The sequence below is a fragment of the Streptosporangium sp. NPDC048886 genome (assembly GCF_055586905.1).
On sequence record NZ_JBVJHH010000023.1, the window covers coordinates 42284 to 63236 of the forward strand.

Consider the following 20953-nt stretch of genomic DNA (forward strand, 5'->3'; position numbering starts at 1 on the left):
GCCGGTCATGCCAGCACCGCCGTCCGGTAGACGGCGTGGCGCCGCACCAGGTCGGCGTGCGGGGCCGTGTCGACGACCCGGCCGCCGTCGAGCAGCGCCACCCGGTCGGCGACCGCGAGCAGCGCGGGGCTGGTGGTGACCAGGATCGTCGTGCGGCCCCGGCGGATCTCGCGGATGCCGGTGGCGATACGGCTCTCGGTGACCGCGTCGACCGCGGTGGTCGGGTCGTGGACGACCAGCACGGGCCGGTCGGCGGCCAGGGCGCGGGCGAGGGCGACGCGCTGGCGCTGCCCGCCGGACAGCGAGCGCCCGCGCTCGCTCACCACCGTGTCGAGGCCCTCCGGCAGCGTCCGGGCGACCTCGTCGGCCCCGGCGGCCGCCATCGACCGTTCCGGATCGGCCGATCCGGGCGCGGCGGTGACGTTGCCGCGCAGGGTGCCTTCGAACAGGTCGGCGTCATGCTCGGCGACCAGCACCGCCATGCGGATGTCGGCCGGGTCCAGGTCGCGCATCGGCACGCCGTCCAGCTGGACCACCCCGGCGTCGGGGTCGGCCTGCCGGCTCAGGCAGCGCAGCAGGGCCGTCGCGTCCGCCGGATCGGTCGCGGCCACGCCGACCAGCTCGCCGGGCGCGACGTCCAGGTCGACCTCTCGCAGCCCGCCGTGGCTGACGCCGCGCAGCCGCACCTGGCCCCGTACGGGCTGCCGCAGCCGCCCGCCGCCGGCCGTGACGGCCGGCGGCGTCGCCAGGACGCCGGCGATGCGCGCCGCCGACGCCCGCCCCTGGGCGAACTCGGCGTTCACCCAGGAGAACGTCTCCAGCGGCCCGAGCAGGAACAGCGCGAGCCCGACCGCTGACACGAGCTGGCCCAGGCTGATGTCGCCCTGGGCGGCGAGCCGCCCGCCGACCAGCGCCACGACGGCGATGAACCCCCCGGTCAGGGCGAGCACCATGCCGCTCTGCAGGGACTGCGCCCGGGCCGCCCGCAGGGTGGCCGCCAGCGACCGGCGGCTGGTGCGCCGGTAGCGGGCGACCGCCGCGGACTCCGCGCCGATGCCCTTGAGCACCCGCAGCCCGGCCACCAGGTCGGCGGCGACGCCCGAGGCGTGCGCGGCCCGTTCCTGCTCGGCCTCGCTGCGGTGCTCCAGCGGCTTGCTCAGCAGGTGACCGAGCCACAGCAGCACCGGTGTCCCCAGCAGCACCGTCAGGCCGAGGGGCACCGAGGTCCGCAGCAGCACCACGGTGCCCACCAGCAGCCCCACGGACGCCGATATCCCGAACATCAGCGCCATGTTCACGGCGCCGACCCGTTTGGCGTCCTCGGTCGCGATGGTGGTCAGCGCGCCGGGCAGCCGGCCTTTCTCGGCCCCGCCGCCGGGGTCCAGCACGCGCCGTACGAGCTCGACGCGTAGCGCGTGACCGGCCTGCTCGGCGGCCCGTTCCCCGGCGCGGGCGCCGAAGCGGAAGCTGAACGACAGTCCCACGTAGACCACGGCCAGGATCGCGAGCCAGCGCAGCAGCGCGCCCGCGTCGTCCCTGGCGACGGCCTGGTCGATCACGATGCCGATCAGGACCGGGACCAGCGCCTCCCCGGCCTGGTGCCCGGCTCCCAGGAGGGAGCCGAGCGCGACGTCCCGCCGCTGCCCCCTGACCGCGCGCCTCAGCACGTCCCGCCCCGACGGACCCGTCATGCCCACCCGCACCCCTCTGGAACAGCCGACCATGAAACTTAGGTAAGGCTAGCCTATGTTTATGGTCACGGACCAGCCTCCGCCGAGGCCGCGGGGTGCGGTCAGTGCTGCTCGGAGCGGCCCATCCGCCAGTAGCCCATGAACGCCACCGACTGCCGGTCTAGCCCGCGCTCGGCGACCAGATGGCGGCGGAGCGTCCTGATGACGGCCGCCTCGCCGGCCAGCCACGCGTACATCCGCTGCGGCGCCGGCGTCTCCTCCTCCGGCACCTCCCACAGCTCCTCCACGTCGACGTCCACGTCCGTGAACTGCTGGGGAGAGGACAGCGAGGGCAGCAGCCGGTCGGCGGCGGCCCGTACGGCGGGCACCAGCCGGCTGCCATGGCCGGAGCCGTCGCGCGGCAGCCAGGTGACGGTCAGCCCGCTCGGCGCGTCGACGTCCATGACGTCGGCCCCGTGCGGCACCTCCAGCAGCGCCTCGCCCGCGCAGTGGCGGGGGATGCGCTCCAGGATCGCGGTGATCGCCGGCACGGCGGTCTCGTCGCCGGCCAGCAGCACGGGGCCGTCCCCGGCGGGCAGGCGGAACTCCAGCCCGCCGTGCTCGCCGTCGTGCCGGGCGTCGGGGCCGAGCAGCGCGGCCTCGTCGCCGGGCCGTACGTCGCGGGCCCAGCGGGCGACGGGGCCGGAGTCGTCGTGCAGCTCGTGGACGACGACGTCGACGTCGACCTCGCGCAGATCGGGCCGGACCGCCCTGGCGGTGTAGGTGCGCACGGGGTTGCGCGACTCGTCGGGGAGCTCGCGCCAGCGGGAGTACCAGTCGGAGCCGGTCGGCAGCGGGGTCAGCCCGAGGCCGGGCAGCGGCAGGATGAGCTTGATGCGCTGGTCCAGCCCGTTGTCGGCGAAGAGGTGAAGGTCGTCCCCGGTGAAGGTCACGCGCAGGAAGGACGGGCTGAGCCGGGCCAGCCTGCTCACCCGCACGTGGAAGATGCGGAAGGGATCGATCATCTTTCGGCTCTCCCTGTGACTGCGTTCACCCGCCGGAGGCAGAGATAAAGTTAGGCTAACCTACCTTCCGTCTTGTGGTCATCTATGAATTTCACCCGGTATCGCCGTGGCTGAGACGTGCCAGGCCACGGTGGTCAGCAGCTCGTCCTTGCTGCCGACGTATCGGTACGGCGCCGTCGGCGCCAGGCCCACCTGGGCGGCCTAGAGCTGCCCGTAGCGGACGCGCATGCCGTCCACCAGGGTCTTGAGCGCGGCGGGGGTCGGCAGCCAGGGATCGGCCAGAGACTGCGTCGCCTGACTGACGAGCTGGTCGGCGAGGTTGGTCATGGGCGTCGCCGCGTTCGTCACGTCCGCGGCCCACAGGTAGGCCGCGTTCCCCGCGGGCAGGGCCGCCCCGGCCGCCAGCACCTGCACGGTGTTCTGCCCGCGGCCCCAGCCCACCAGTTGGTGCAGGTCGGCCAGGACCTCCTCCATCACGGCGAGATCGTAGGCGGTGACGGAGGGGAGCACCGGCGGGACGTCGACCCGGGTGGTGGCGCGGCCGCCGGTCCCGTGGTGCAGGGTCATCGAGGTCTGCTGCGACTCCAGCATGAGCTGCCGGAGCAGCAGCTCGGTCGGCGCGGCACCCAGCCACACGTAGGAGTTCTGGTAGCGCTGCACGTATCCCATGTTCTGCCACACCCACAACGACCGGGCCCAGCCCCGGGTGAGCCGCTCCTGCGCCTCCGCCACCGCCTGGCGCACCTTGGCCTCCTGTGGAGGCGTCAGGGCCGGGCCGGCCGGCGGGCCGAGCACGGCGAGCGGCGCGGGCACGGGCAGGTTCAGGCCCGCGTGGCGCCTGGCCACCTCGGCGTAGTGGTCGGCGTTGGTGCTCATGGTCCCCCAGTCGGCCGTCGCGAAGCCCGGCACGCCGAAGTAGACGTGATCGGTGATCTCCGTGCGGGCGACGTGGAAGGACTCGTGCATCAGGGTGCGGACCCGATCGTTGGTACGGGCGTCCGTGAACGCGTCGGGAACGGTCATCGACCTGGGCGAGGACGTCGCGCCGGCACCCTGGATGGCCAGGTCGCCGCGGCGGTCCAGCAGGATCAGCCGGTTGTCGTAGAGCCTCTGCAGCCCCTCGGCGGCTTCGGTGAAGACCTTCCTGATCTCCGGCACCCTGGTGTTGTCCGGCAGGCCGAAGACGGCGATGATGTGCCCGTCGGCGTTGCCCGCCGCGACCTGGGTGTGAACGGTGACCACCTCGTCCACCATGGTCTTCAGCACCGTCTGGCCGTTGCCGTTCGGCGGCTGGTTCTGCCGGGCTCCCGCCTGCATGACGTACGGGGTCTTGTCCTCGAAGACCGCGATCAGCTTCTCCAGCGTGTCGTCGGCCGCCGTGGTCGTGTAGTCCAGCGGGGCCGCGGTCCGGGCGTAGTTGTCCACGCCGGTGCTGCCCAGCGCGACCCGCAGTGCGCCCAGGTCCGCTGCCCGGACCCGGCCGTAGGCCCGCCGTACCATCCGGTGCAGCGTCGTGCGGAGTGGCGGCTGGGGGAGTATGGGGTGGGTGAACGGCTCCTGCTGGGTCACACCGCTTAATGGCAGCATGGGTTCCCTTCCGTGTCGGGCGCGCTCCCTTGCGACAGATGTCGCATACGCCAGATGTGACGCATACGGTACGGAGCGCGTTTACCGCCCGGGGCCCCTTTCGAGAACGCGCCCGCGGCCGGTCATGCTCCGTCGGCGCCGCCGGCCAGGGACGAGGCGAGCTTCAGCCAGTTGTCGAGGGTGGCGACGGCGTTGCCGCTGTCGACGGCGTGGCGCGCTTCCTCCAGACCGGTCGCGAAGGCGTCGCGGAGGCCTCCGCCGAGACCGCGGTGGGCGGCGAGGGCTCCGGCCGCGTTGGCCAGGACGGCGTCGCGGGCGGCGCCCGGCTCGCCGGCCAGGACCCGGTGGACGACCGAGGCGTTGTAGGCGGCGTCACCGCCGCGGAGCGCGTCCGGCGCGCTGCGCGCGAGTCCGAAGTCGGCGGCGTCCAGCGTCTCCTGCCGGACGCCGCCGTTGCCGGCGATCCAGACGTCGGTGGGCGCGGCGGTGGTGATCTCGTCGAGGCCGTCCGCCCCGCGCACGACCAGGGCGCTGACGCCCCGTTCGGCGAGCACACCCGCCAGGACCGGGGCGAGGGCGGAGTTGGAGCAGCCGACGAGAGCGGCGCGGGGGCCGGCGGGATTGGTCAGCGGCGCCAGGTAATTGATGGCGGTGGGGACGCCGAGCGCCTTGCGCACCGGGAGGGCGTGACGCAGGCCGTGGTGGAAGCGCGGGGCGAAGGTGAAGCCGATGCCGACTTCGCGCAAGCACCGGGCGATGCCGTCGGGCGTGAGATCGAGCGGCAGGCCCAGGGCTTCGAGCACGTCGGCGGAACCGGCCTTGCTGGACACCGATCGGCCGCCGTGCTTGACGACCGGGGCGCCGGCGGCGGCGACGACGATCGCCGCCATGGTGCTCACGTTCACGGTGTGGGCGCCGTCGCCGCCGGTACCGACGATGTCGACGACGTCCGCGCCGTCGACCGGGAGGGGCGTGACCCGTTCCATGAGGGCGTCGAGCATTCCGCGGAGCTCCGCGGTGCTCTCGCCCTTGGCCCGCAGGGCGACCAGGAACCCGGCGAGCTGGGCGGGGCCGGCCGCGTCGTCCATGACCTGCCGCATGGCCCATCGGGTGTCGTCGGCGTCGAGGTCGTGCCCGCGCAGGAGCGCCGCGAGCAGGTGTGGCCAGGAGCGGACGGGCTCAGTCACGGGGATCCTCTCGATGCGACCGCGGGCCGGGCGGTGTCTCCGAGCGTGGCGACCGGCATATGCCGGCTCAACCAGCACTGTACCGACCGCGGGCGCCGGAGCCCGCGCCCGGCCGCATACGCATCGAGGCGCCGTCCTTCGATCCGGCGGGCGTCGTCCCGGCGACGCGCGAGGGGGCGTGGAGCGGCCGCCGCGCTAGCGGGCGACGGTGATCCGGCGCCTGACGGCCTGGCTGTTCTCCAGTTCGTCGACCAGGGCGACGGCGTAGTCCTCGGCGGAGATGAAGCTGTCGCCCCGGTCGTCGACGAGCACCTGGTCGCCGCCCAACCGGAACCTCCCGGTGCGCTCGCCGGGCTCGATGACGATGGCCGGGGAGATGTAGGTCCAGTCCAGGTCCCCGGCCTCGGCCCGGAGCAGCTCCAGCGCCTGGGCCAGGGCCAGGGCCTCGCTCCGGTAGATCTCGGGGAAGTCCGGGGTGTCGACGAGCCGCGCGCCCGGCGCCACCTCCAGGCTGCCCGCGCCGCCGACCATCACCAGGCGGCGCACGCCCGCCTCGCGGAGCCCTCCGAGCAGGCCGCGGACGGCCGCCAGCAGCGGGCCGGAAGGCTCGGAGCCGTCCCGCGGCGGGGCGACGGCCGACACGACCGCGTCGTGACCGGCGGCGAGCCGGGCCATCGCGGCCGGGTCCGAGGCGTCGGCGACCGCCGTCCCCGCCGTGCCGCTGCGGGTGACACCGGTGACCTCGTGCCCTCGGGCGCGAGCCTCCGCGGCGACCCGGCTCCCGATCATGCCACTGGCGCCGATCAGCAGAATTCTCATCTTCGACCTCCTGAAACGTGCTGTCGGCTTGACCGTATCCATTGGATACTGGTTACTTCAAAGTGCTATTGATATACATTGGAAACCATGCTGAACGGAGACTCCTTCGACCCGTCCTGCCCCACCCGTGTGGTGCTCGACCGCATCGGCGACAAGTGGTCGGTGCTGGTGGTGCTGAGCCTGCACGGGGGGCCGCGCCGGTTCACCGAGCTGCGCGACATGATCGGCGGCGTCACGCCGAAGGTCCTGACGCAGACCCTGCGGGCGATGGAGCGTGACGGCCTGCTGACCCGGAAGGTCTTCGCCGAGGTCCCGCCCCGGGTGGAATACACGCTGACCGAGCTCGGCCAGTCGCTCCAGGAGCCGCTGCGGGCCGTCACCGACTGGGCCGAGCGCAACGTCAACGCGGTGATGTCGGCCCGTGACCTGCACGACGTCCGGGCGACGGGCGGTCCGGCCGGTCAGCCGGTGTAGAGGCGGGCGACCACGTCCTCGATGGAGTCCTCCTCGGGGGCGGTGGCGCGCAGGTCGTCGAGGGTGCCGTCGAAGGTCAGGCGACCGTGGTCGATGAGCATCACGCGGCGGCAGAGCTTCTCGATGTCGCCCAGGTCGTGGGTGGTGAGCAGGACCGTGGTGCCGTGGTCGGCGTTGAGGCGGCGCAGGAACTCGCGCATGGCGGCCTTGCTGACCACGTCGAGGCCGATCGTGGGCTCGTCGAGCACCAACACGGCGGGGGAGTGGAGGAGGGCGGCGGTGATGTCGCCCCGCATGCGCTGGCCGAGGCTGAGCTGGCGGACCGGGGTGTCGACGAACTCGGCGAGGCCGAGCAGGCCGGTCAGCTCGTCCAGCCTGCGGCGGAAGTCAATACGATCTACTTTGTAAAGGTGGCGGATCAGCTCGAAGCTGTCCTTCAGCGGCAGGTCCCACCAGAGTGTCGTCCGCTGGCCGAAGACCACGCCGATCTTGCGGGCGAGCGCCGTACGGCGGCGCGCCGGGTCGAGCCCGGCCACCCGGATGCGGCCGGAGGTGGGGGCGAGGATGCCGGTGAGCATCTTGATGGTGGTGGACTTGCCCGCGCCGTTGGGGCCGAGATAGCCGACGAACTCCCCGGCCTCGACGGTGAAGGACAGATCCTGTACGGCGTGCACGGTCGTGCGCGTGCGGCGGCGGCCCACGGTGAACGAGCGGCCGACCCGGTCGACTTCGATCATGTGATCAACTCCCCGTTGAGCGGTAGCGGCGGATGCCCGCCCGCCAGGCGAGCGCGGCGGCGGTGGCGAGCACCAGGGCCGCCAGGGGCGCGGCGAAGCGCAGCCCGTGCGGCAGGCCGAGGGGATCCTGCCGGTCCAGCACGAACAGCCCGGGCTGCCAGTTGACGAACGCCAGCGGTATGACGAAGGTGACGCCCCTGACGAGCTCCTCGCCGTAGACGCTCAGCGGATACTGGGTGAGCGTGCTGCCGCCGTAGGTGAAGGCGTTGGCCACCTCGGGCGCGTCGGTCAGCAGGAACTGCAGCGCGCCGCCGAGGGCGAAGATCGAGGCGAAGATGACGACCCCGCACACGATCATCACCGGGATCATCCACGCCCTGCTCCAGGGGATGTCGAGCCCGGACAGGGCGATGCCGAGCGCGACCAGGGCCTGGGCGATCCTGCCGAAGCGGTGCACGCTGAAGCGGTCGACGGCTATCTGGACGAACGGGCTGGCCGGGCGGATCAGCATGGTGTCGAAGGTGCCGGCCCTGATGTGCTGGCTGAGCCGGTCGACGTTGCCGAAGAGCATGTCGCTCAGCGCGAACGACAGGCCCGCGGTCCCGTACAGGAGCATCACCTCGGCCAGGCCGAAGCCGGCCAGCGTCCCGGTGTGCTCGAAGATCACCCAGATCGCCAGGACGTCCAGCGCGTTGACGGCGAACGAGCCGGCCGCCATCATGATCAGCGGTCCGGGATACTGAGCCGAGGCTCTCAGCCAGGTCCAGGCCAGCAGCAGATAGGTCCTGACCATCAGGCGCCCCCTCCTGTCCCGTCTCCCGTGGAGGTCATGCCTGTCCGGCGTCCCGCGATGGTCATGCCTGTCCGGCGTCCCGCGGCGGTCACGTCGTCACCCACCCTGGATCACGACCTTGTGCCGGGCGGCCCGGGTGACCAGGGCGCCCAGGGCCAGCAGCGCCACCGCCCAGGCGGCCTGGAACGCCAGGGCCTCCAGGACGTCCCGTTTGCCGAGGTAGACGTCGGCGGGGACCTGGACCATCGCCGACCAGGGCAGCGCGCCGGCCAGGGTGCCGAGCCAGCCGGGGAATAGGTTCAGCGGCAGGACCATGCCGCTGAAGAAGAAGGTCATCACCAGCGACAGCGACTGGGGACCCCGGTCGTCGACGATCCAGCAGGTGGACAGCGCCATCAGATAGCGCCAGCCGAAGCTGACGACCACCCCGAGCGTGCAGGAGAGGGCGAACAACAGCCAGGTCGCCGGGTCGGCCGGGGTGACGAGCCCGAACAGCGCGGCCCCGACGACGGTGGGCGGCAGGCTGCGCAGCAGGAACAGGTAGGCCGCCCGGCCGAGGTCGTCGGCGAGGCTCCACATCTGCAGGGACGCCGGCCGGATGAGGTCGACGGCGATGTCGCCGGTGCGGACCCGCCCGGCGATCTCCAGTCCGCCGCCGAAGACCTGCATGGGACCGATGAACGCCTGGCTGAGGAAGCAGAACGTGACGGCGTCGGCGAGGTCGTATCCGGCGAGTCCCGGACGGGCCTCCCAGAGGGCGATGAGGACGTAGGCGCGGAGGATCCCGAACACGGTGTTGGTGAAGGCTCCGGCGAAGGCGGCGGCGCGGTAGGCGGAGTGGCGGCGGAAGCCGTATCCGGCGATGCGCACATAGAGCAGGAAGGCGGCCTCCTCAAGGGCGTCAGGGCAACCCTCCTATCTTCCTCGGCGCCCTCGGCGGCGGCAACGTATTTACCGGTGGCGGCCGGTCCGGCCTGGGGCCGCGGACTGCGGCCTGTAGGCGGTGGGCGGTGCGGTGCGGGCTCCGGGACTATGGGCGGTAGGCGGTGCGGTGCGGGCTCCGGGACTACGGTCGGTGGGCGGTTGCGGTCCGTGCTCCGGGACTACGGGCGGTAGGCGGCGCGGTCCGGGCCTCGGCCGTGGGTGGGGGCCGGTGCCGCCGTAAGCGCGAGCGAGGCGGGCCGGCATATGGCCGTGATCGACACGATACGGTCACCGCTGGAATAGAAGGATGTTCTGCGGGAATCCTCCTCATCGGAGGCCCGCATGCGCGATGAGATCGACGTGGACGTCTGCCCCGGCTACCCCGTGAGCTGGCAGGCCGCAGCCCTCAACACGGTCCTGCGTGGCACGCTCAAACCGATCTCCGGCCTGCTGCTGAGAACCGACGCCGGCTTCGTGGCGGCCTCCCGCCTCGTCGCGCTGGCGGGCAGGGTGCCGCTCCCCCTGCCCGCCCACGTGAGCGTGGTGCAGGGGGAGATCGGGCCGTGCTCCGGCGAGTGGATCCGCGCCGGACGGTCGCCCGGCGGCGGCCCCGAGTCCGGCGGGAGCGGCCGGTCCAGAGCCGACGGGGGCGGCCGGTCCAGAGCCGACGGGGGCGGCCGGTCCAGAGCCGACGGGGGTGGAGCCCCGGGGGCCGGCTCCCGCGACGGCGCCGGACAGCGGAGCGGGGCTGACGGGAGGAATGGACAGTGGAGCGGCTCCGGCGAGGGGAGCGAGGGGTGGAGCGGGACCGACGGGCAGCCGAGCGGGACTGACGGGGACCTCGGGGAGGGGCTCGACGAGAGCAGGGTGGTGCTGTACTTCCACGGCGGCGGCTACTTCCTCTGCTCCCCGGCCACGCACCGGCCGATCACCTGGCGTCTGTCGGCCGCCGCCCGGTGCCCGGTGCTGGCCGTCGACTACCGCCAGGGTCCGGTCCACACGCCGGCCGAGTCGCTGGAAGACGCGATAGCGGCCTACCTGTGCCTGCTGGAGTGGGGCTACGACCCGGCCCGCGTCCTGTTCGCCGGTGACTCCGCCGGCGGCCACCTCACCCTGGCCACGCTGCTGGCCCTGCGTGACAGGGGGCTGCCGCTGCCCTCGGCCGCGGTCTGCCTGTCGCCGTGGGCCGACCTCACCGACGTGCCCCGCCGGGTCAACCGCCTGCTCGACCCGATGATCCCGGCGGGCCGGGTCGGCTGGCTCGCCCGCCGCTGGACCGCCCGCCTCGACCCTCGCGACCCCCTGGTCTCCCCGGTCTTCGGCGACTACACCGGCCTGCCGCCGCTGATGATCGTCACGGGCTCCACCGAGGTCCTCCGCGACGAGGGGCGCCGGGTCGCCGAGCGGGCCCGCGCGCACGGGGTCCCGGTCACCTACGAGGAGTGGCGCCGGATGCCCCACGTCTTCGCCATCCTCGCCGACGTCGTCCCCGAGGCCCGCCAGGTCTTCCGGCACATCGCCCGCTTTCTCACCGCCGTTCAGGACCTTCCGGCTCAGGATCTCGCGGCTCAGGATCTCCCGGCTCAGGATCTCGCCGTTCAGGTCGTCGCCGTTCAGGGGGTGGGGCCGGAAGAGGCCGTCAGGAGCGTACGGGGATCACGTCCGGGGGCGCTGCGGCTCGGGCGACAGGGCCTCGACCAGGTCGCGGATGGTGCTGCGATGATCGCCGGGCCGCCACGCGAGGGCGAGCACGCTCGGGGACAGCCCGGTGACCGGGATGGTCATGATCCCGGGCCGCCGGTAGATCTCGGCGTTGCCGGCGGCGAGCAGGACGATGGTGTCGCCGCTCTCCAGCGCCGCGAAGGTCTCCTCGGCGTTCGTCACGGTCGTGCAGACCACCGGCGGCCGCCCGCCGCGCTCGTCGGTCGCGAGCCAGTGGTCGCGGAGCGGGCCGGCGCTTTCGGGGAGCGCCAGGAACTTCTCGTCCAGGAGCTCGGTGAAGTCGACCTCGTCCCGTTCGGCCAGCCAGTGGTCGTGCCGGAACGCGACCCAGCGCGGCTCTCGGGCCACGACCCGGACGTTGAGATCGTCCTGACCGGGGAACGGCAGCCAGACGAACGCCACGTCGACCTCGCCCTCGGCCAGGCCCGCCGTGGGGTCGGTCCAGTTGACCTGACGCAACCGCAGGTCGCAGCCCGGACGGCGTTTGGTGAACCGTTCCCGCAGCGTTCCCAAGAGGCCGCGTCCGACACTGGTCGACATGCCCACGGTCAGCCGTGAGGCTTCGGCGGCGGCGGCGTCGGCGACGGCCTGCTGGGCCTCGTCCCACTGCTGGAGCAGCTCGCGGGCGGCCGGCAGCAGCGCCTCGCCCGGCGCGGTGAGCCGCACCGTGCGCCGGTCGCGGTCGAACAGCCTCACCCGCATCAGCTCTTCGAGCTGGCGTATCTGCTTGCTGAGCGCCGGCTGTGAGATGAACAGGCGCTCGGCCGCCCGGGTGAAGCTGAGCTCCTCCGCCACGGCCACGAAATACCTCATGTCACGCAGATGAGCATCCATAACGGTCGGCTATTACAGCAGATATTGGACGTGCGGGGAAGGTCGACGCCACGATTGCGGCATGAGCACCACGCAGGATCGCCTGGCGATCATCGAGACCTGCACCCGCATGGCATGGCACGCCGACCAGCGCGAATGGGACCGTCTGGGCGAGGTGTCCGCGGACTCGGTGACCCTGGACCACACCAGCCTGAACGGCGGCGAGCCTGCCGTGCTGACGCCGGCGCAGATCGTCGGGGCGTGGTCGGGCCTGCTCGGCGGTTCGACGCCACGCAGCACCTGATCATGGACCACCTGGTGACCGTCGACGGCGCCACCGCGCTCTGCACGGTGTCGTCCCAGGCCACGCACCGCCTCACTGATCCGTTCGGCTCGCCGCTGTGGACGCTGGGCGGCACCTACCGCTTCGACCTGGTCCGGTCGGACGGCGCGTGGAAGATCGGCGCTGTGGTGATGACCGCCGCCCGATCGCCGGAGGCGGCCGAGACCGCGGCCAAGGAACTCGAAGGAGAATGAAATGATCTTGGTGACGGGTGCGACAGGCAACGTCGGCTCCGAAGTGGTCCGGGCCCTGGCCGCAGCCGGTGAACCCGTCCGGGCGCTGGTGCGCAAGCCGGACACCGTACCGCTGCCGGACGGCGTCGAGGCGGTGACGGGCGACCTCAACCGGCCGGAGAGCATGACCGGAGCGCTGGGCGGGGCCCGCGCGGTGTTCCTGCTCCCCGGGTACGAGGACATGCCGGGCCTGGTGGCCGAGGCCCGGCGCGCGGGAGTGGAACAGGTCGTGCTGCTGTCCGGCGGCTCGGCCGGGAGCGGCGACATGACCAACGCGGTGACCCGTTTCATGGCCTCGTCCGAGTCCGCCGTGCGGGAGTCCGGGCTGCCGTGGACGTTCCTGCGGCCGAGCGCGTTCATGTCCAATGCTCTGCGCTGGCTGCCGCAGCTCCGGTCCGGCGATCGGGTGCGGGTCGCGTTCCCGGACGTCCGCGCGGCGAGCGTCGACCCGCGCGACGTCGGGGCCGTCGCCGCCCGCGCGCTGCTGTCGGACGAGTACCGGGGCGAGATCCTCCGGCCGACCGGTCCGGTCGCGATGCCGCCCGCCGACCAGGTCGCCGTGCTGGCCGAGGTCCTCGGCCGCGATCTGGAGTCCGTGGGCCTGACGGACGAGGAGGCGCGCGCCGACCTGCTCGCCACCATGCCCGTCGAGTACGTGGACGCGTTCTTCGACTTCTACGTGAACGGCTCGCTCGACGAGTCGATCGTCCGCCCGACCGTCCGCGAGGTCACCGGCCGCGAGCCCCGCACCTTCGAGCAGTGGGCACAGGCCCACGCGGACGACTTCCGCTGAACCCCCCTCACATCCCAACTCCACGAAGGCTCTAGATGAACCAGAGATTGCGGCGTCTTCTCGCCGCAAGCTCCGCCGCCGCATGCGCGATCGCGTCGGTGGCGGGCTGTTCGAACGACGACAAGCCCGCGGCGCCGCCCGCGCAGAAGGCGGAGCCGGGACGTTTCGCCTCGTCCAACCCGGGTTCGGTCAACACCTACTGGATCCAGGCACCGGAGGGCCTGATCCTCATCGACACCCTGCGCACGCCGGCCGATGCCCGGAAAGCGGTGGCGGAGATCAGGAAGACCGGCAAGCCGGTCGCCGCCATCCTGCTCACCCACTCCCATCCCGACCACGTGGGCGGGGCGGGCGCCTTCCACGAGGCGTTCCCCAAGGCCCCCATCTACGCGTCCAAGGCGACCGACAAGACGATGCGGGAGGACGGTCGGGGCTTCTACCCGCTGGCCCGTTCGGCGAACGCGGACTTCCCCGCCAAGCTCACCTACGCCGACCGGACCTTCGAGAACGGCGCACCGTTGCAGGTCGGCGGCCTCCGCTTCGAGACCGCCACGTTCGCCCACGGCGAGTCCGACACCGCGGACGTCTACTACCGTCCCGACACCGGCGACCTCTTCTCCGGTGACCTGGCGACCGGTAAGGTCACGCCCGCGCTGATCGAGGGGACCAGCTGTGGCTGGCTCCAGATCCTCGATCAGCTCGGTGGGCGCTTCTCCGGGGCCAGGACGACGTACCCGGGACACGGTGCCGCAGGCCCGGCCCGCGCATTGATCGACGAGCAGCGCCGATATCTCCAGGTATTCCGCGGCCTGGTCCGGCCGGCCGTCGCCCCGGACTCGCCCGGGGGCAGGACGGTCGGCCCCGGCGAGCAGAAGTCGATCATCGCCGAGCTGGACCGCGCCTACCCCGGCTATCCACCGGTCGCGGACCTTCCGACCATCGCGCAGGAGAACGTCAGGGCCGTCGCGCGGGAGCTGTCCGCCGAGGACCCCGCGAAGACGCCTGCCGTCTGCGCGGACACCCCCCAGGAAGGGCCGGACGGGCTGCTCGCGCCGGTGAACGCCTACGTCACCGCGGTCAACGGCCGGAACCTCGACGCGCTGGCGGGAGCGTTCGCCGCCGACGCGGAGCTCATTGACGTCGGGCGGCGTTTCAAGGGGCGCGCCGCGATCCGCGACTGGGCGCGGGCCGAGGTCATCGGCGGCAGCCTGACCGTCATCAGGGTCGCCGAGAACCGGCCCGGTCACCAGCGCCTCCTGGTGCGCTTCGCCCCCGGCGGCCAGGGAGGCTTCGAGGCCTACTACGCCTTCACCGTCGACGGCTCGTCCATCGCCGAAGCCGAACTGACCTATGCGAACTGATCGAAGGAGCACACGTTCATGACCACCATGCAGAAGGTGAAGTTTTCCGCCGGCGACGTGACGCTGACCGGGAACCTGTTTCTACCCGGCGGCGCCGGCCCGGCGCCGGGCATCGTGGTGGCGGGCACCTGGACGAGCGTCAAGGAGCTGATGGCCGACCGGTACGCCGAACGGCTCGCCGACCGCGGGTTCGCCGCCCTGTCCTTCGACTTCACCGGCTACGGCGAATCCGAGGGCGAACCTCGCGACTACGAGGTGCCGGAACGGAAGATCCGCGACATCAACCACGCGGTCACCTTCCTCGCCGAACATCCCGCGGTGAACGCCGCCCGTCTCGGCGCCCTCGGCGTCTGCGCGGCCGCGATGTACATGAGCGGGAACGCCGTCGACGATCCCCGCATCCGGTCGCTGGCGCTCGTCGCGCCCTGGCTGCACGACCCCGAGATCTGCCGGGAGGTGTACGGCGGCGAGGAGGGCGTCGCGGGCAAGCTCGCCGAGGCCGCGCGGGCACGCGCGAAGTACGAGGCGACCGGCGAGGTCGAGTACGTGCCGGTCGTCAGCGGCTCCGACCCCCGCGCCGCCATGCCGTTCGACATCGACTTCTACCTCAACCCCGACCGCGGCGGCCTCCCGCAGTGGCCCAACCGCTTCGCGGTGATGGCATGGCCGGACTGGCTCGGCCACGACTCGATCTCCCTTGCCCCCCGCCTCACCCAGCCCGTCCTGCTCGTCCACAGCGAGGACGCCGCCATCCCGGACGGGGCGCGGCGCTTCCACGCCGCGCTGGCCGGGCCCAAGGACTTCGTCTGGACCGAGGGCGACCAGTTCGCCTTCTATGACCAGGAACCGCAGGTCACGACGGCGGCGGACGCCGCAGCGGCCCACTTCGCCCGCACGCTGCCCCGCGAATAGGGGGCTGACGGGCGTGCCCGCCCCGGTCACGCCGTCACAGCGGGCCTCAGTACGCATCCGGGACATCACCGGTGACTTACCCCGAGGGATGATTCGCCTTACCTGTCATATCCCTTGTGACAGGTCGGGAGCGAAGCCCTCTCGGATGCCGCCACAGTGTGCTTGCCGTAGCGCGTACATGAGAGGCTCATCCAGGATGGCACGTGGCGGAACTGGCCCCATGAACGGCATGCCGCCCGGTGTGCGGCCGTTGACCGTCGGGGACCCGGTCATCATCGGCCGTTACCTCCTGCTCGGCCGCCTCGGCGTGGGGGGTATGGGCGTGGTCTATCTGGCCGAACACCCACAGGGTGGGGTAGTGGCCCTCAAGACGCCGCATCCGGTGCATCTCCACGATGCCACGCTCCGTGCCCGTTTCGCGGAGGAAGTGGAATTCTCCCGGCGAGTGGTCCCCTTCTGCACGGCCGCCGTGGTCGAGGACGGCACCGACCGGGGCCGCCCCTATCTGGTCTCCGAATACATCCCCGGGCCGGCGCTGTCCCAGGTGGTGTCCGAGCAGGGCCCGCTCACCCCGGACCTGGCCTACGGCGCCGCCCTCGGGGTGGCCGCCGCGCTGGTGGCGGTGCACGAGGCGGGGCTGGTCCACCGCGACCTCAAACCTGGAAACGTGCTGCTGTCGGAGACCGGGCCCCGTGTGATCGACTTCGGCATCGCCCGGGACGTCGGCGCCCTCGCCACCCACACGCAGGCCGGGCAGGTCATGGGCAGCCCCGGCTGGGTGGCCCCCGAACGGCTCGTCGGCGGCTCCGCGCTGCCGGCCTCCGACGTCTTCGCCTGGGGCTGCCTGATCGCCTACGCGGCCACCGGTCACCACCCCTTCGGCGCCGGCGAGCCCGACGCGGTGGCCCGGCGGATCATGGTCGAGCCGCCGCGCGCCGCCTCGGTGCCCGCGCTGCTGCGCCCGGCCGTCGAGGCGTGCCTGGCCAAGGACCCCGCGCACCGGCCCCGGGCCGCCGATCTGCTCGGCGCGCTGCTCGCGGCGGGTGGCGTGGGCGCTCCGCGGGACCTCCGCGTGGCGGTGGCCGAGGTGCTGGCGGAGATCTGGACGCCGGTGCGCCACCCAGCCGCGGGCGGGCGGGCGCTCCCCCTGTCCCACCTGACCGGGGACGGCCGTCCATGGCACCTGTCCCGCCCGTCCGGGGGCGGCCGCCCACGGCGCGTCTCCCGCCCGTCCGGAGCCGGCGCCCACGTCCCCGCCTCCGCCGGACCGGTCCGGGAGCCCTCGGTCCCCACCGGGGGTTCCCGCCGGGCGCCGCGCCGGAGCGCGCACCTGTCGCAGGCGAGCTTCGCGGCGCTGGCCACGGTCTCCATGGCGGCCGTCACGGTGGTCGCCGCCGGGAGCGGAGGGGGCGGAGGAGGCGGTGTCGAGGGCGGCTCCGGCGCCCCCGGCCGGGTGCCGGTGGTGATCCCGGCCCAGGAGAGCACCGCGGGTCCCGCCTCCCGCGCCGCCCGCCCGCCGGGCGGCAGGCCGCGGACCACGCCGGTGATGACGCCTTCCACGGTCCTGGTCACCGCGACCCGCACCGTCTCGGTGCCCGCGGCCGACGGCGAGCGCGAGGAGTCCCGGCCCGGCCGCTCGCAGGGCAGTGACGGCCCGCCCGGCGGGGGCGGGCCGCGGACCTGCGCGGACGCGACGGCCAAGGGCAGGGGCAGGGGCGACGACTGCCCGGCCACGCCGGGCAGTCCCAAGCCGTCCTTCACCCAGATCCCGCAGACCGGCGACGGGGAGAGCCCGGCGCCGTCGCCGGCCCCGTCGGTGACGGCGCCCACGTCCCCGCCTCCGCCGGGCGCGAGCCCTTCGGCGCAGATCGGCGGCTGAGGGCCGGAGGAGCACGGGGCGCCCGCTCCGGCCCCGGGCCATCCCGGCGGAGGTACACCGGCCTGTCGCCGCCCAGCCGGGGCAAGGGGGCGAAGTGTCGCATCGGCTAGGGTGATCGGCGCGTATCGAACCGGAGGGGGAGACCGATGGAGCAGTCCGTGCCCGGCGCGGTGGAGCTGAGCGGTGTCGGGGTACGGGCGGTCGGACGGACTCTCCTGGCGGGCATCGACTGGCGGGTCGAGTACGGCCAGCACTGGGTGGTGCTGGGTCCCAACGGGGCGGGCAAGACCACGCTGCTGTCGCTGGCCGCCGCCGTACGGCATCCCACGGAGGGCGCCGCGACCGTGCTCGGCCAGCGGCTGGGCAGGGTCGACCTCAGGGAGCTGCGCCGTCACATCGGCCTGGTCGCGGCCAGCCAGCGGCTCGTCGACGAGGAGCTGCTGGAGGAGGAGAACGCCACCGCGCACACCGTCGTGCTGACCGGTCACACCGGGACCAGCGCGCCCCTGTGGGACCGCTACGGCCCGGCCCAGCACGAGCGGGCGCACAGCCTGCTGGCGGACATGGGCTGCAAGGATCTGGCCGACCGGCTCTTCCGTGTCTGCTCCCAGGGGGAGCGGGCCCGGATCCGGGTGGCCAGGGCGCTGATGTCCGACCCGGTGGTGCTGCTGCTGGACGAGCCGTTCGCCGGGCTCGACCTGCCCGCCCGCGAGGACCTGATCACCGCCGTCGAGGACCTGGCCGCGACCCGCCCGGTGCTGACCACGGTCACCGTCACCCACCACCTGGAGGAGGTTCCGGCCACCACGACCCACGCCCTGCTGATGCGTGACACCCGCATCCAGGCGGCCGGGCCGGTGGCGGAGATCCTGACCGGCGAGAACCTGTCGGAGTGCTTCGGGCGGACGCTGCGCATCGACAACCTCGACGGCCGCTGGTACGCCCGCGCCGTACGGCACTGAGCGCGGGCCGCCCGCCGCCGGGGCCGGCCGCTGAGAGCTGAGGCAGGTTGACGGAGAAGCCGGTTGATAAAAGGGATGAGAGCGGGTGATCTTCCCGATAGCGTTACATCCATGGCGACCAAGTTGAACCAGATCCTCGCCGTGGAGAAGGGCGTCAAGTCCGACGCCCAGCGCAAGGTGACCGACGCGTACCACACGGTCCAGAAGAACACCCTGCTGTCGGGCATCTCCCGGACCTACCAGCCGATCGACGACGAGGGCGAGCACCTGCCGGCCGAGTCCACACGCGTGCAGGTCCAGGCCGAGGACCTGCTCAAGCAGCTCGGCACCACGCTCACCCGGCTGTTCGACGTGACCGCCACCAAGGACTGGGCGAACTGCGTCGCGCGGGCCGACGTCAAGGTGGACGGCGCCACCCTGCTGGAGAACGTGCCGGTCACCTACCTGCTCTTCCTGGAGAAGCAGCTGGTCGACCTGCACACCTTCGTCGCCAAGCTGCCCGTCCTCGACGCGGCGGAGACGTGGACGCTGGACCAGTCGGCCGACTGCTGGCGGACCGAGCCGGTCAAGACGACCCGGACCAAGAAGGTGCCCCGCAACCACGTCAAGGCGGAGGCGACCGACAAGCACCCGGCCCAGGTCGAGGTCTACCACGAGGACATCGTGGTCGGTTTCTGGACCAAGGTCACCTTCTCCGGCGCCGTCCCGCGCAAGCGGGTCAACGAGCTCCTGGAACGGGTCACCAGGCTCCAGGACGCCGTGAAGTTCGCCCGCGAGGAGGCCAACGGCACCGAGGTGGTCGACCAGCGCATCGGTGAGAAGGTGTTCGGCTACCTGCTGGGGTAGCCTTCAAGACTCCCCGTGGGAGCGCGGGGACGCGCGAAAGCGCGGAAGCTGAAACTGAAATGTCAGACTGACACGCGGTTCAAGTGGGGGTTCGAGTCCCTCTCCCGGCACCGTCCGCGCCGGGATGGCCCAACTGGTAGAGGCGGCCGCTCAAGCTCAGACTCTCGCTCCAGGTTCAGCATTCGCCGCCGAGCGTCAGATCGACCGAGGGAAGGCAGTGATGGTCGGGTGTGGGTTCGAGTCCCGCTGGACGCTCCACATGCGTTCGTAGCTTAATGGCAGAGCACGACATCGTTATGGATGACCGGCCCTCTTAAACGCGCTGACGCCGCGACATGGCGGCACCCAGGCCCCCGGGGAGTGGACACCTCCCCGGGGGCCGTCGCCGTCCGCGGTCCGTCCGCGCCGGGTGACCGGTGAGGGGGTCTCCGCAGAGGGAGCGCTCAGTCCTTCTTGCGCTGGCGGATGAGGCCCATGAACCCCGGGCTCGGCTTGAACTTGGCCGTCCAGGTCTCGGCGATCTCCAGAGGCTCGCCGGTCTGCGGGTTACGCCCGGTCCGCGCCGGCTTGTGCACGATCTCGAAGGACCCGAAACCGGGGATGGCGACCTTGTCCTCGGCAGCCACGGCCGTCTGGATGGTGCCCAGGATCGCCTCCAGAGCGGCGGCGGTCTGCCGCCGGCTGAGTCCGGCCTCAGCCGCGGCCTTCTCGATCAGCTCGCGCTTGTTCATGGGGATAGTTAACGCTATCGCCCCCGGATCCATCGAGCCCGCTCCGCGCCCGCGCCCTCCGGCGGTGAGAGAGTGCCCGCCACCTCGGCGAGGTGGCGGGCACTCTCCGCCGTTCATCAGCGGTCGGGCTGGGCGGCCAGCCGTTCCGCCTCCTCGTACAGGGCCTCAACGAGGAGGAGCTCCAGCCGGAGGTCTTCGTCAACGAGGCCGTCCAGAACATCCATACGGGCCTCCCTTGACCAGTCCGACGTCCCAGGAACCGCAGAAGTTCACACCGGCCTCGGATCGGACCAGGTTGTGATCTTTATTTGATCATTCGTGGGGCCGGCCCTACGCTGCGACGAGCTCGGCCAGATTCACGAGCCGGCCGACTTCGCGCACGTCCATGCAGTAAGCGAGCACCATCCGCTGTTCACCGATCCGCTGGGTCACGCGCAGGCATGGGAGGTCGCCAAGCATGATCGCCTCGACCTCGATGCCGTCCGGCCCTTGCCAGATACCCATGAGGTTGAGGCTACGAAGAGTCAGGTAAGGCCGGGGTAACTCCCTGGGCATATCGTGATGGTCTGTGCCGGACACACTGTGTTTCCCACACTTAGGCGATGATTAGCCGAGTTGCTGTGGGTAACAGCACGTCATAATCCGAGTAATCGAGGAGAAGTCAACATGGCTCTGCCCAAGCTAACCCCCGAACAGCGTCAGGCCGCCCTCGCCAAGGCCGCTGAGACCCGTACGGCCCGAGCCAAGCTTCTGGCCGAGGTCAAGGCCGGCTCTGTGAGCCTTGAGCAGCTCCTGGGCCGCGACGACGACATCGCCAAGCGCATCAAGGTGTCGCAGGCGCTGCGCGCGCTGCCCGGCATCGGCAACGTGAAGGCCGCCCAGCTCATGGCGGAGGCCGATGTGGACGAGGCCCGCCGTCTGGGCGGGCTCGGCACGCAGCAGCGCCGCAAGCTGATCGAGGCCATCGCCGGCTGATCGGCGGACCGGCGCCGACCCGCCCGGGCCGCGGCCGCGCAGCAGGCCGTGCCGCCCGGGCCGCTCCGGGGCCGGGCCGTCGACGGCGAAAGGCCCCGCCGGACGGACTCGGGGGAAATCCGTACGGCGGGGCCTCGTTCTCGACCTGGTCACCGAGCTCGCCCGGG

21 protein-coding genes and 1 pseudogene are annotated in these 20953 nt (G+C 72.2%); 11 read left to right on the top strand and 11 right to left on the bottom strand.

All coding sequences use genetic code 11. From position 1 onward, the window contains the following. Window positions 1-5 precede the first annotated feature (5 nt). From ACZ6R6_RS27175 to ACZ6R6_RS27195, 5 genes are all read right to left on the bottom strand, one after another. On the bottom strand, window positions 6-1691 hold the full coding sequence (locus ACZ6R6_RS27175) for an ABC transporter ATP-binding protein (RefSeq protein WP_470097872.1): 1686 nt from the start codon (window positions 1689-1691) through the stop codon (window positions 6-8). Window positions 1692-1792: 101 nt separating this feature from the next. Further along, window positions 1793-2695, bottom strand: coding sequence for a siderophore-interacting protein (locus tag ACZ6R6_RS27180; RefSeq protein ID WP_470097874.1), 903 nt, complete (start codon window positions 2693-2695; stop codon window positions 1793-1795). 201 nt (window positions 2696-2896) lie between these two features. Next, a complete protein-coding gene (locus tag ACZ6R6_RS27185; RefSeq protein WP_470097876.1) occupies window positions 2897-4282 on the bottom strand; it encodes a hypothetical protein in 1386 nt (461 codons plus the stop codon). 122 nt (window positions 4283-4404) lie between these two features. Further along, complete coding sequence (gene trpD / locus ACZ6R6_RS27190; RefSeq protein ID WP_470097878.1) at window positions 4405-5469, bottom strand: anthranilate phosphoribosyltransferase; 1065 nt, start codon at window positions 5467-5469, stop codon at window positions 4405-4407. A gap of 195 nt (window positions 5470-5664) precedes the next feature. Further along, entirely contained in the window at window positions 5665-6288 is a 624-nt protein-coding gene (locus ACZ6R6_RS27195; protein ID WP_470097880.1) for an NAD(P)-dependent oxidoreductase, read from the bottom strand. Between the two features lie 87 nt (window positions 6289-6375). Here ACZ6R6_RS27195 and ACZ6R6_RS27200 point away from each other — a divergent pair, with 87 nt between their 5' ends. Beyond that, window positions 6376-6762 (top strand): winged helix-turn-helix transcriptional regulator, encoded by a 387-nt coding sequence (locus ACZ6R6_RS27200; RefSeq protein ID WP_470097882.1) that lies wholly within the window; start codon window positions 6376-6378, stop codon window positions 6760-6762. Here ACZ6R6_RS27200 and ACZ6R6_RS27205 read toward each other — a convergent pair. From ACZ6R6_RS27205 to ACZ6R6_RS27215, 3 genes are all read right to left on the bottom strand, one after another. Then, window positions 6750-7499 carry an ABC transporter ATP-binding protein gene (locus ACZ6R6_RS27205; RefSeq protein ID WP_470097884.1) on the bottom strand — a complete coding sequence of 250 codons (750 nt, stop codon included), beginning with the start codon at window positions 7497-7499 and terminating at the stop codon, window positions 6750-6752. The genes ACZ6R6_RS27200 and ACZ6R6_RS27205 overlap by 13 nt on opposite strands. Window positions 7500-7503: 4 nt before the next feature. Then, window positions 7504-8292 carry an ABC transporter permease gene (locus ACZ6R6_RS27210; protein WP_470097886.1) on the bottom strand — a complete coding sequence of 263 codons (789 nt, stop codon included), beginning with the start codon at window positions 8290-8292 and terminating at the stop codon, window positions 7504-7506. 96 nt (window positions 8293-8388) lie between these two features. Further along, the gene (locus ACZ6R6_RS27215; RefSeq protein ID WP_470097888.1) at window positions 8389-9162 is read right to left on the bottom strand and encodes an ABC transporter permease; all 774 of its coding nucleotides are present in this window, start codon (window positions 9160-9162) and stop codon (window positions 8389-8391) included. 396 nt (window positions 9163-9558) lie between these two features. Here ACZ6R6_RS27215 and ACZ6R6_RS27220 point away from each other — a divergent pair. Then, window positions 9559-10674: pseudogene (locus tag ACZ6R6_RS27220) on the top strand (alpha/beta hydrolase); the annotation flags it as partial. Window positions 10675-10872: 198 nt separating this feature from the next. Here the strand turns inward: ACZ6R6_RS27220 and ACZ6R6_RS27225 are convergent. After that, complete coding sequence (locus ACZ6R6_RS27225; RefSeq protein WP_470097890.1) at window positions 10873-11751, bottom strand: LysR family transcriptional regulator; 879 nt, start codon at window positions 11749-11751, stop codon at window positions 10873-10875. A gap of 82 nt (window positions 11752-11833) precedes the next feature. Between ACZ6R6_RS27225 and ACZ6R6_RS27230 the strand changes: the two genes are divergently transcribed. The 8 genes from ACZ6R6_RS27230 (at window position 11834) to ACZ6R6_RS27265 (ending at window position 19080) form a co-directional block, all read left to right on the top strand. Then, complete coding sequence (locus tag ACZ6R6_RS27230; protein WP_470097891.1) at window positions 11834-12055, top strand: nuclear transport factor 2 family protein; 222 nt, start codon at window positions 11834-11836, stop codon at window positions 12053-12055. Next, window positions 12013-12288: a nuclear transport factor 2 family protein gene (locus ACZ6R6_RS27235; protein WP_470097893.1), complete on the top strand. Its 276-nt coding sequence runs from the start codon at window positions 12013-12015 to the stop codon at window positions 12286-12288. Before ACZ6R6_RS27230 ends, ACZ6R6_RS27235 begins: the two co-directional genes overlap by 43 nt. 1 nt (window position 12289) lies before the next feature. After that, window positions 12290-13120 carry an NAD(P)H-binding protein gene (locus ACZ6R6_RS27240; protein ID WP_470097895.1) on the top strand — a complete coding sequence of 277 codons (831 nt, stop codon included), beginning with the start codon at window positions 12290-12292 and terminating at the stop codon, window positions 13118-13120. A 35-nt stretch (window positions 13121-13155) separates the two neighbouring features. Next, entirely contained in the window at window positions 13156-14481 is a 1326-nt protein-coding gene (locus ACZ6R6_RS27245) for an MBL fold metallo-hydrolase (protein WP_470097897.1), read from the top strand. A gap of 18 nt (window positions 14482-14499) precedes the next feature. Continuing rightward, window positions 14500-15393 carry an alpha/beta hydrolase gene (locus tag ACZ6R6_RS27250; protein ID WP_470097899.1) on the top strand — a complete coding sequence of 298 codons (894 nt, stop codon included), beginning with the start codon at window positions 14500-14502 and terminating at the stop codon, window positions 15391-15393. A gap of 220 nt (window positions 15394-15613) precedes the next feature. Beyond that, a complete protein-coding gene (locus tag ACZ6R6_RS27255) occupies window positions 15614-17272 on the top strand; it encodes a protein kinase domain-containing protein (RefSeq protein WP_470097901.1) in 1659 nt (552 codons plus the stop codon). A 146-nt stretch (window positions 17273-17418) separates the two neighbouring features. Next, window positions 17419-18234 (top strand): ABC transporter ATP-binding protein, encoded by an 816-nt coding sequence (locus tag ACZ6R6_RS27260; protein ID WP_470097903.1) that lies wholly within the window; start codon window positions 17419-17421, stop codon window positions 18232-18234. 111 nt (window positions 18235-18345) lie between these two features. Further along, window positions 18346-19080, top strand: a complete 735-nt coding sequence (locus ACZ6R6_RS27265; protein WP_470097905.1) for a DUF7873 family protein — start codon at window positions 18346-18348, stop codon at window positions 19078-19080. A gap of 443 nt (window positions 19081-19523) precedes the next feature. On the opposite strand, the gene ACZ6R6_RS27270 is transcribed toward ACZ6R6_RS27265, so the two are convergent. Then, entirely contained in the window at window positions 19524-19811 is a 288-nt protein-coding gene (locus ACZ6R6_RS27270; RefSeq protein WP_031163487.1) for an HU family DNA-binding protein, read from the bottom strand. Between the two features lie 330 nt (window positions 19812-20141). After that, a complete protein-coding gene (locus ACZ6R6_RS27275) occupies window positions 20142-20315 on the bottom strand; it encodes a hypothetical protein (protein WP_306858439.1) in 174 nt (57 codons plus the stop codon). A 162-nt stretch (window positions 20316-20477) separates the two neighbouring features. Between ACZ6R6_RS27275 and mihF the strand changes: the two genes are divergently transcribed. After that, window positions 20478-20786: an integration host factor, actinobacterial type gene (gene mihF / locus ACZ6R6_RS27280; RefSeq protein ID WP_306858440.1), complete on the top strand. Its 309-nt coding sequence runs from the start codon at window positions 20478-20480 to the stop codon at window positions 20784-20786. The last annotated feature ends 167 nt before the right edge of the window (window positions 20787-20953 follow it).

What these genes read in the sequence shown, in the direction of transcription:
- ACZ6R6_RS27180 (WP_470097874.1), bottom strand. Translation starts at nt 2,695, where the DNA reads ATGATCGATCCCTTCCGCATCTTCCACGTGCGGGTGAGCAGGCTGGCC.
- mihF (WP_306858440.1), top strand. Translation starts at nt 20,478, where the DNA reads ATGGCTCTGCCCAAGCTAACCCCCGAACAGCGTCAGGCCGCCCTCGCC.
- ACZ6R6_RS27240 (WP_470097895.1), top strand. Translation starts at nt 12,290, where the DNA reads ATGATCTTGGTGACGGGTGCGACAGGCAACGTCGGCTCCGAAGTGGTC.
- ACZ6R6_RS27255 (WP_470097901.1), top strand. Translation starts at nt 15,614, where the DNA reads ATGAACGGCATGCCGCCCGGTGTGCGGCCGTTGACCGTCGGGGACCCG.
- ACZ6R6_RS27275 (WP_306858439.1), bottom strand. Translation starts at nt 20,315, where the DNA reads ATGGGTATCTGGCAAGGGCCGGACGGCATCGAGGTCGAGGCGATCATG.
- ACZ6R6_RS27175 (WP_470097872.1), bottom strand. Translation starts at nt 1,691, where the DNA reads ATGACGGGTCCGTCGGGGCGGGACGTGCTGAGGCGCGCGGTCAGGGGG.
- ACZ6R6_RS27270 (WP_031163487.1), bottom strand. Translation starts at nt 19,811, where the DNA reads ATGAACAAGCGCGAGCTGATCGAGAAGGCCGCGGCTGAGGCCGGACTC.
- ACZ6R6_RS27230 (WP_470097891.1), top strand. Translation starts at nt 11,834, where the DNA reads ATGAGCACCACGCAGGATCGCCTGGCGATCATCGAGACCTGCACCCGC.
- ACZ6R6_RS27250 (WP_470097899.1), top strand. Translation starts at nt 14,500, where the DNA reads ATGACCACCATGCAGAAGGTGAAGTTTTCCGCCGGCGACGTGACGCTG.
- ACZ6R6_RS27205 (WP_470097884.1), bottom strand. Translation starts at nt 7,499, where the DNA reads ATGATCGAAGTCGACCGGGTCGGCCGCTCGTTCACCGTGGGCCGCCGC.
- ACZ6R6_RS27225 (WP_470097890.1), bottom strand. Translation starts at nt 11,751, where the DNA reads ATGAGGTATTTCGTGGCCGTGGCGGAGGAGCTCAGCTTCACCCGGGCG.
- ACZ6R6_RS27265 (WP_470097905.1), top strand. Translation starts at nt 18,346, where the DNA reads ATGGCGACCAAGTTGAACCAGATCCTCGCCGTGGAGAAGGGCGTCAAG.
- ACZ6R6_RS27210 (WP_470097886.1), bottom strand. Translation starts at nt 8,292, where the DNA reads ATGGTCAGGACCTATCTGCTGCTGGCCTGGACCTGGCTGAGAGCCTCG.
- ACZ6R6_RS27260 (WP_470097903.1), top strand. Translation starts at nt 17,419, where the DNA reads ATGGAGCAGTCCGTGCCCGGCGCGGTGGAGCTGAGCGGTGTCGGGGTA.
- ACZ6R6_RS27185 (WP_470097876.1), bottom strand. Translation starts at nt 4,282, where the DNA reads ATGCTGCCATTAAGCGGTGTGACCCAGCAGGAGCCGTTCACCCACCCC.
- ACZ6R6_RS27245 (WP_470097897.1), top strand. Translation starts at nt 13,156, where the DNA reads ATGAACCAGAGATTGCGGCGTCTTCTCGCCGCAAGCTCCGCCGCCGCA.
- ACZ6R6_RS27200 (WP_470097882.1), top strand. Translation starts at nt 6,376, where the DNA reads ATGCTGAACGGAGACTCCTTCGACCCGTCCTGCCCCACCCGTGTGGTG.
- ACZ6R6_RS27195 (WP_470097880.1), bottom strand. Translation starts at nt 6,288, where the DNA reads ATGAGAATTCTGCTGATCGGCGCCAGTGGCATGATCGGGAGCCGGGTC.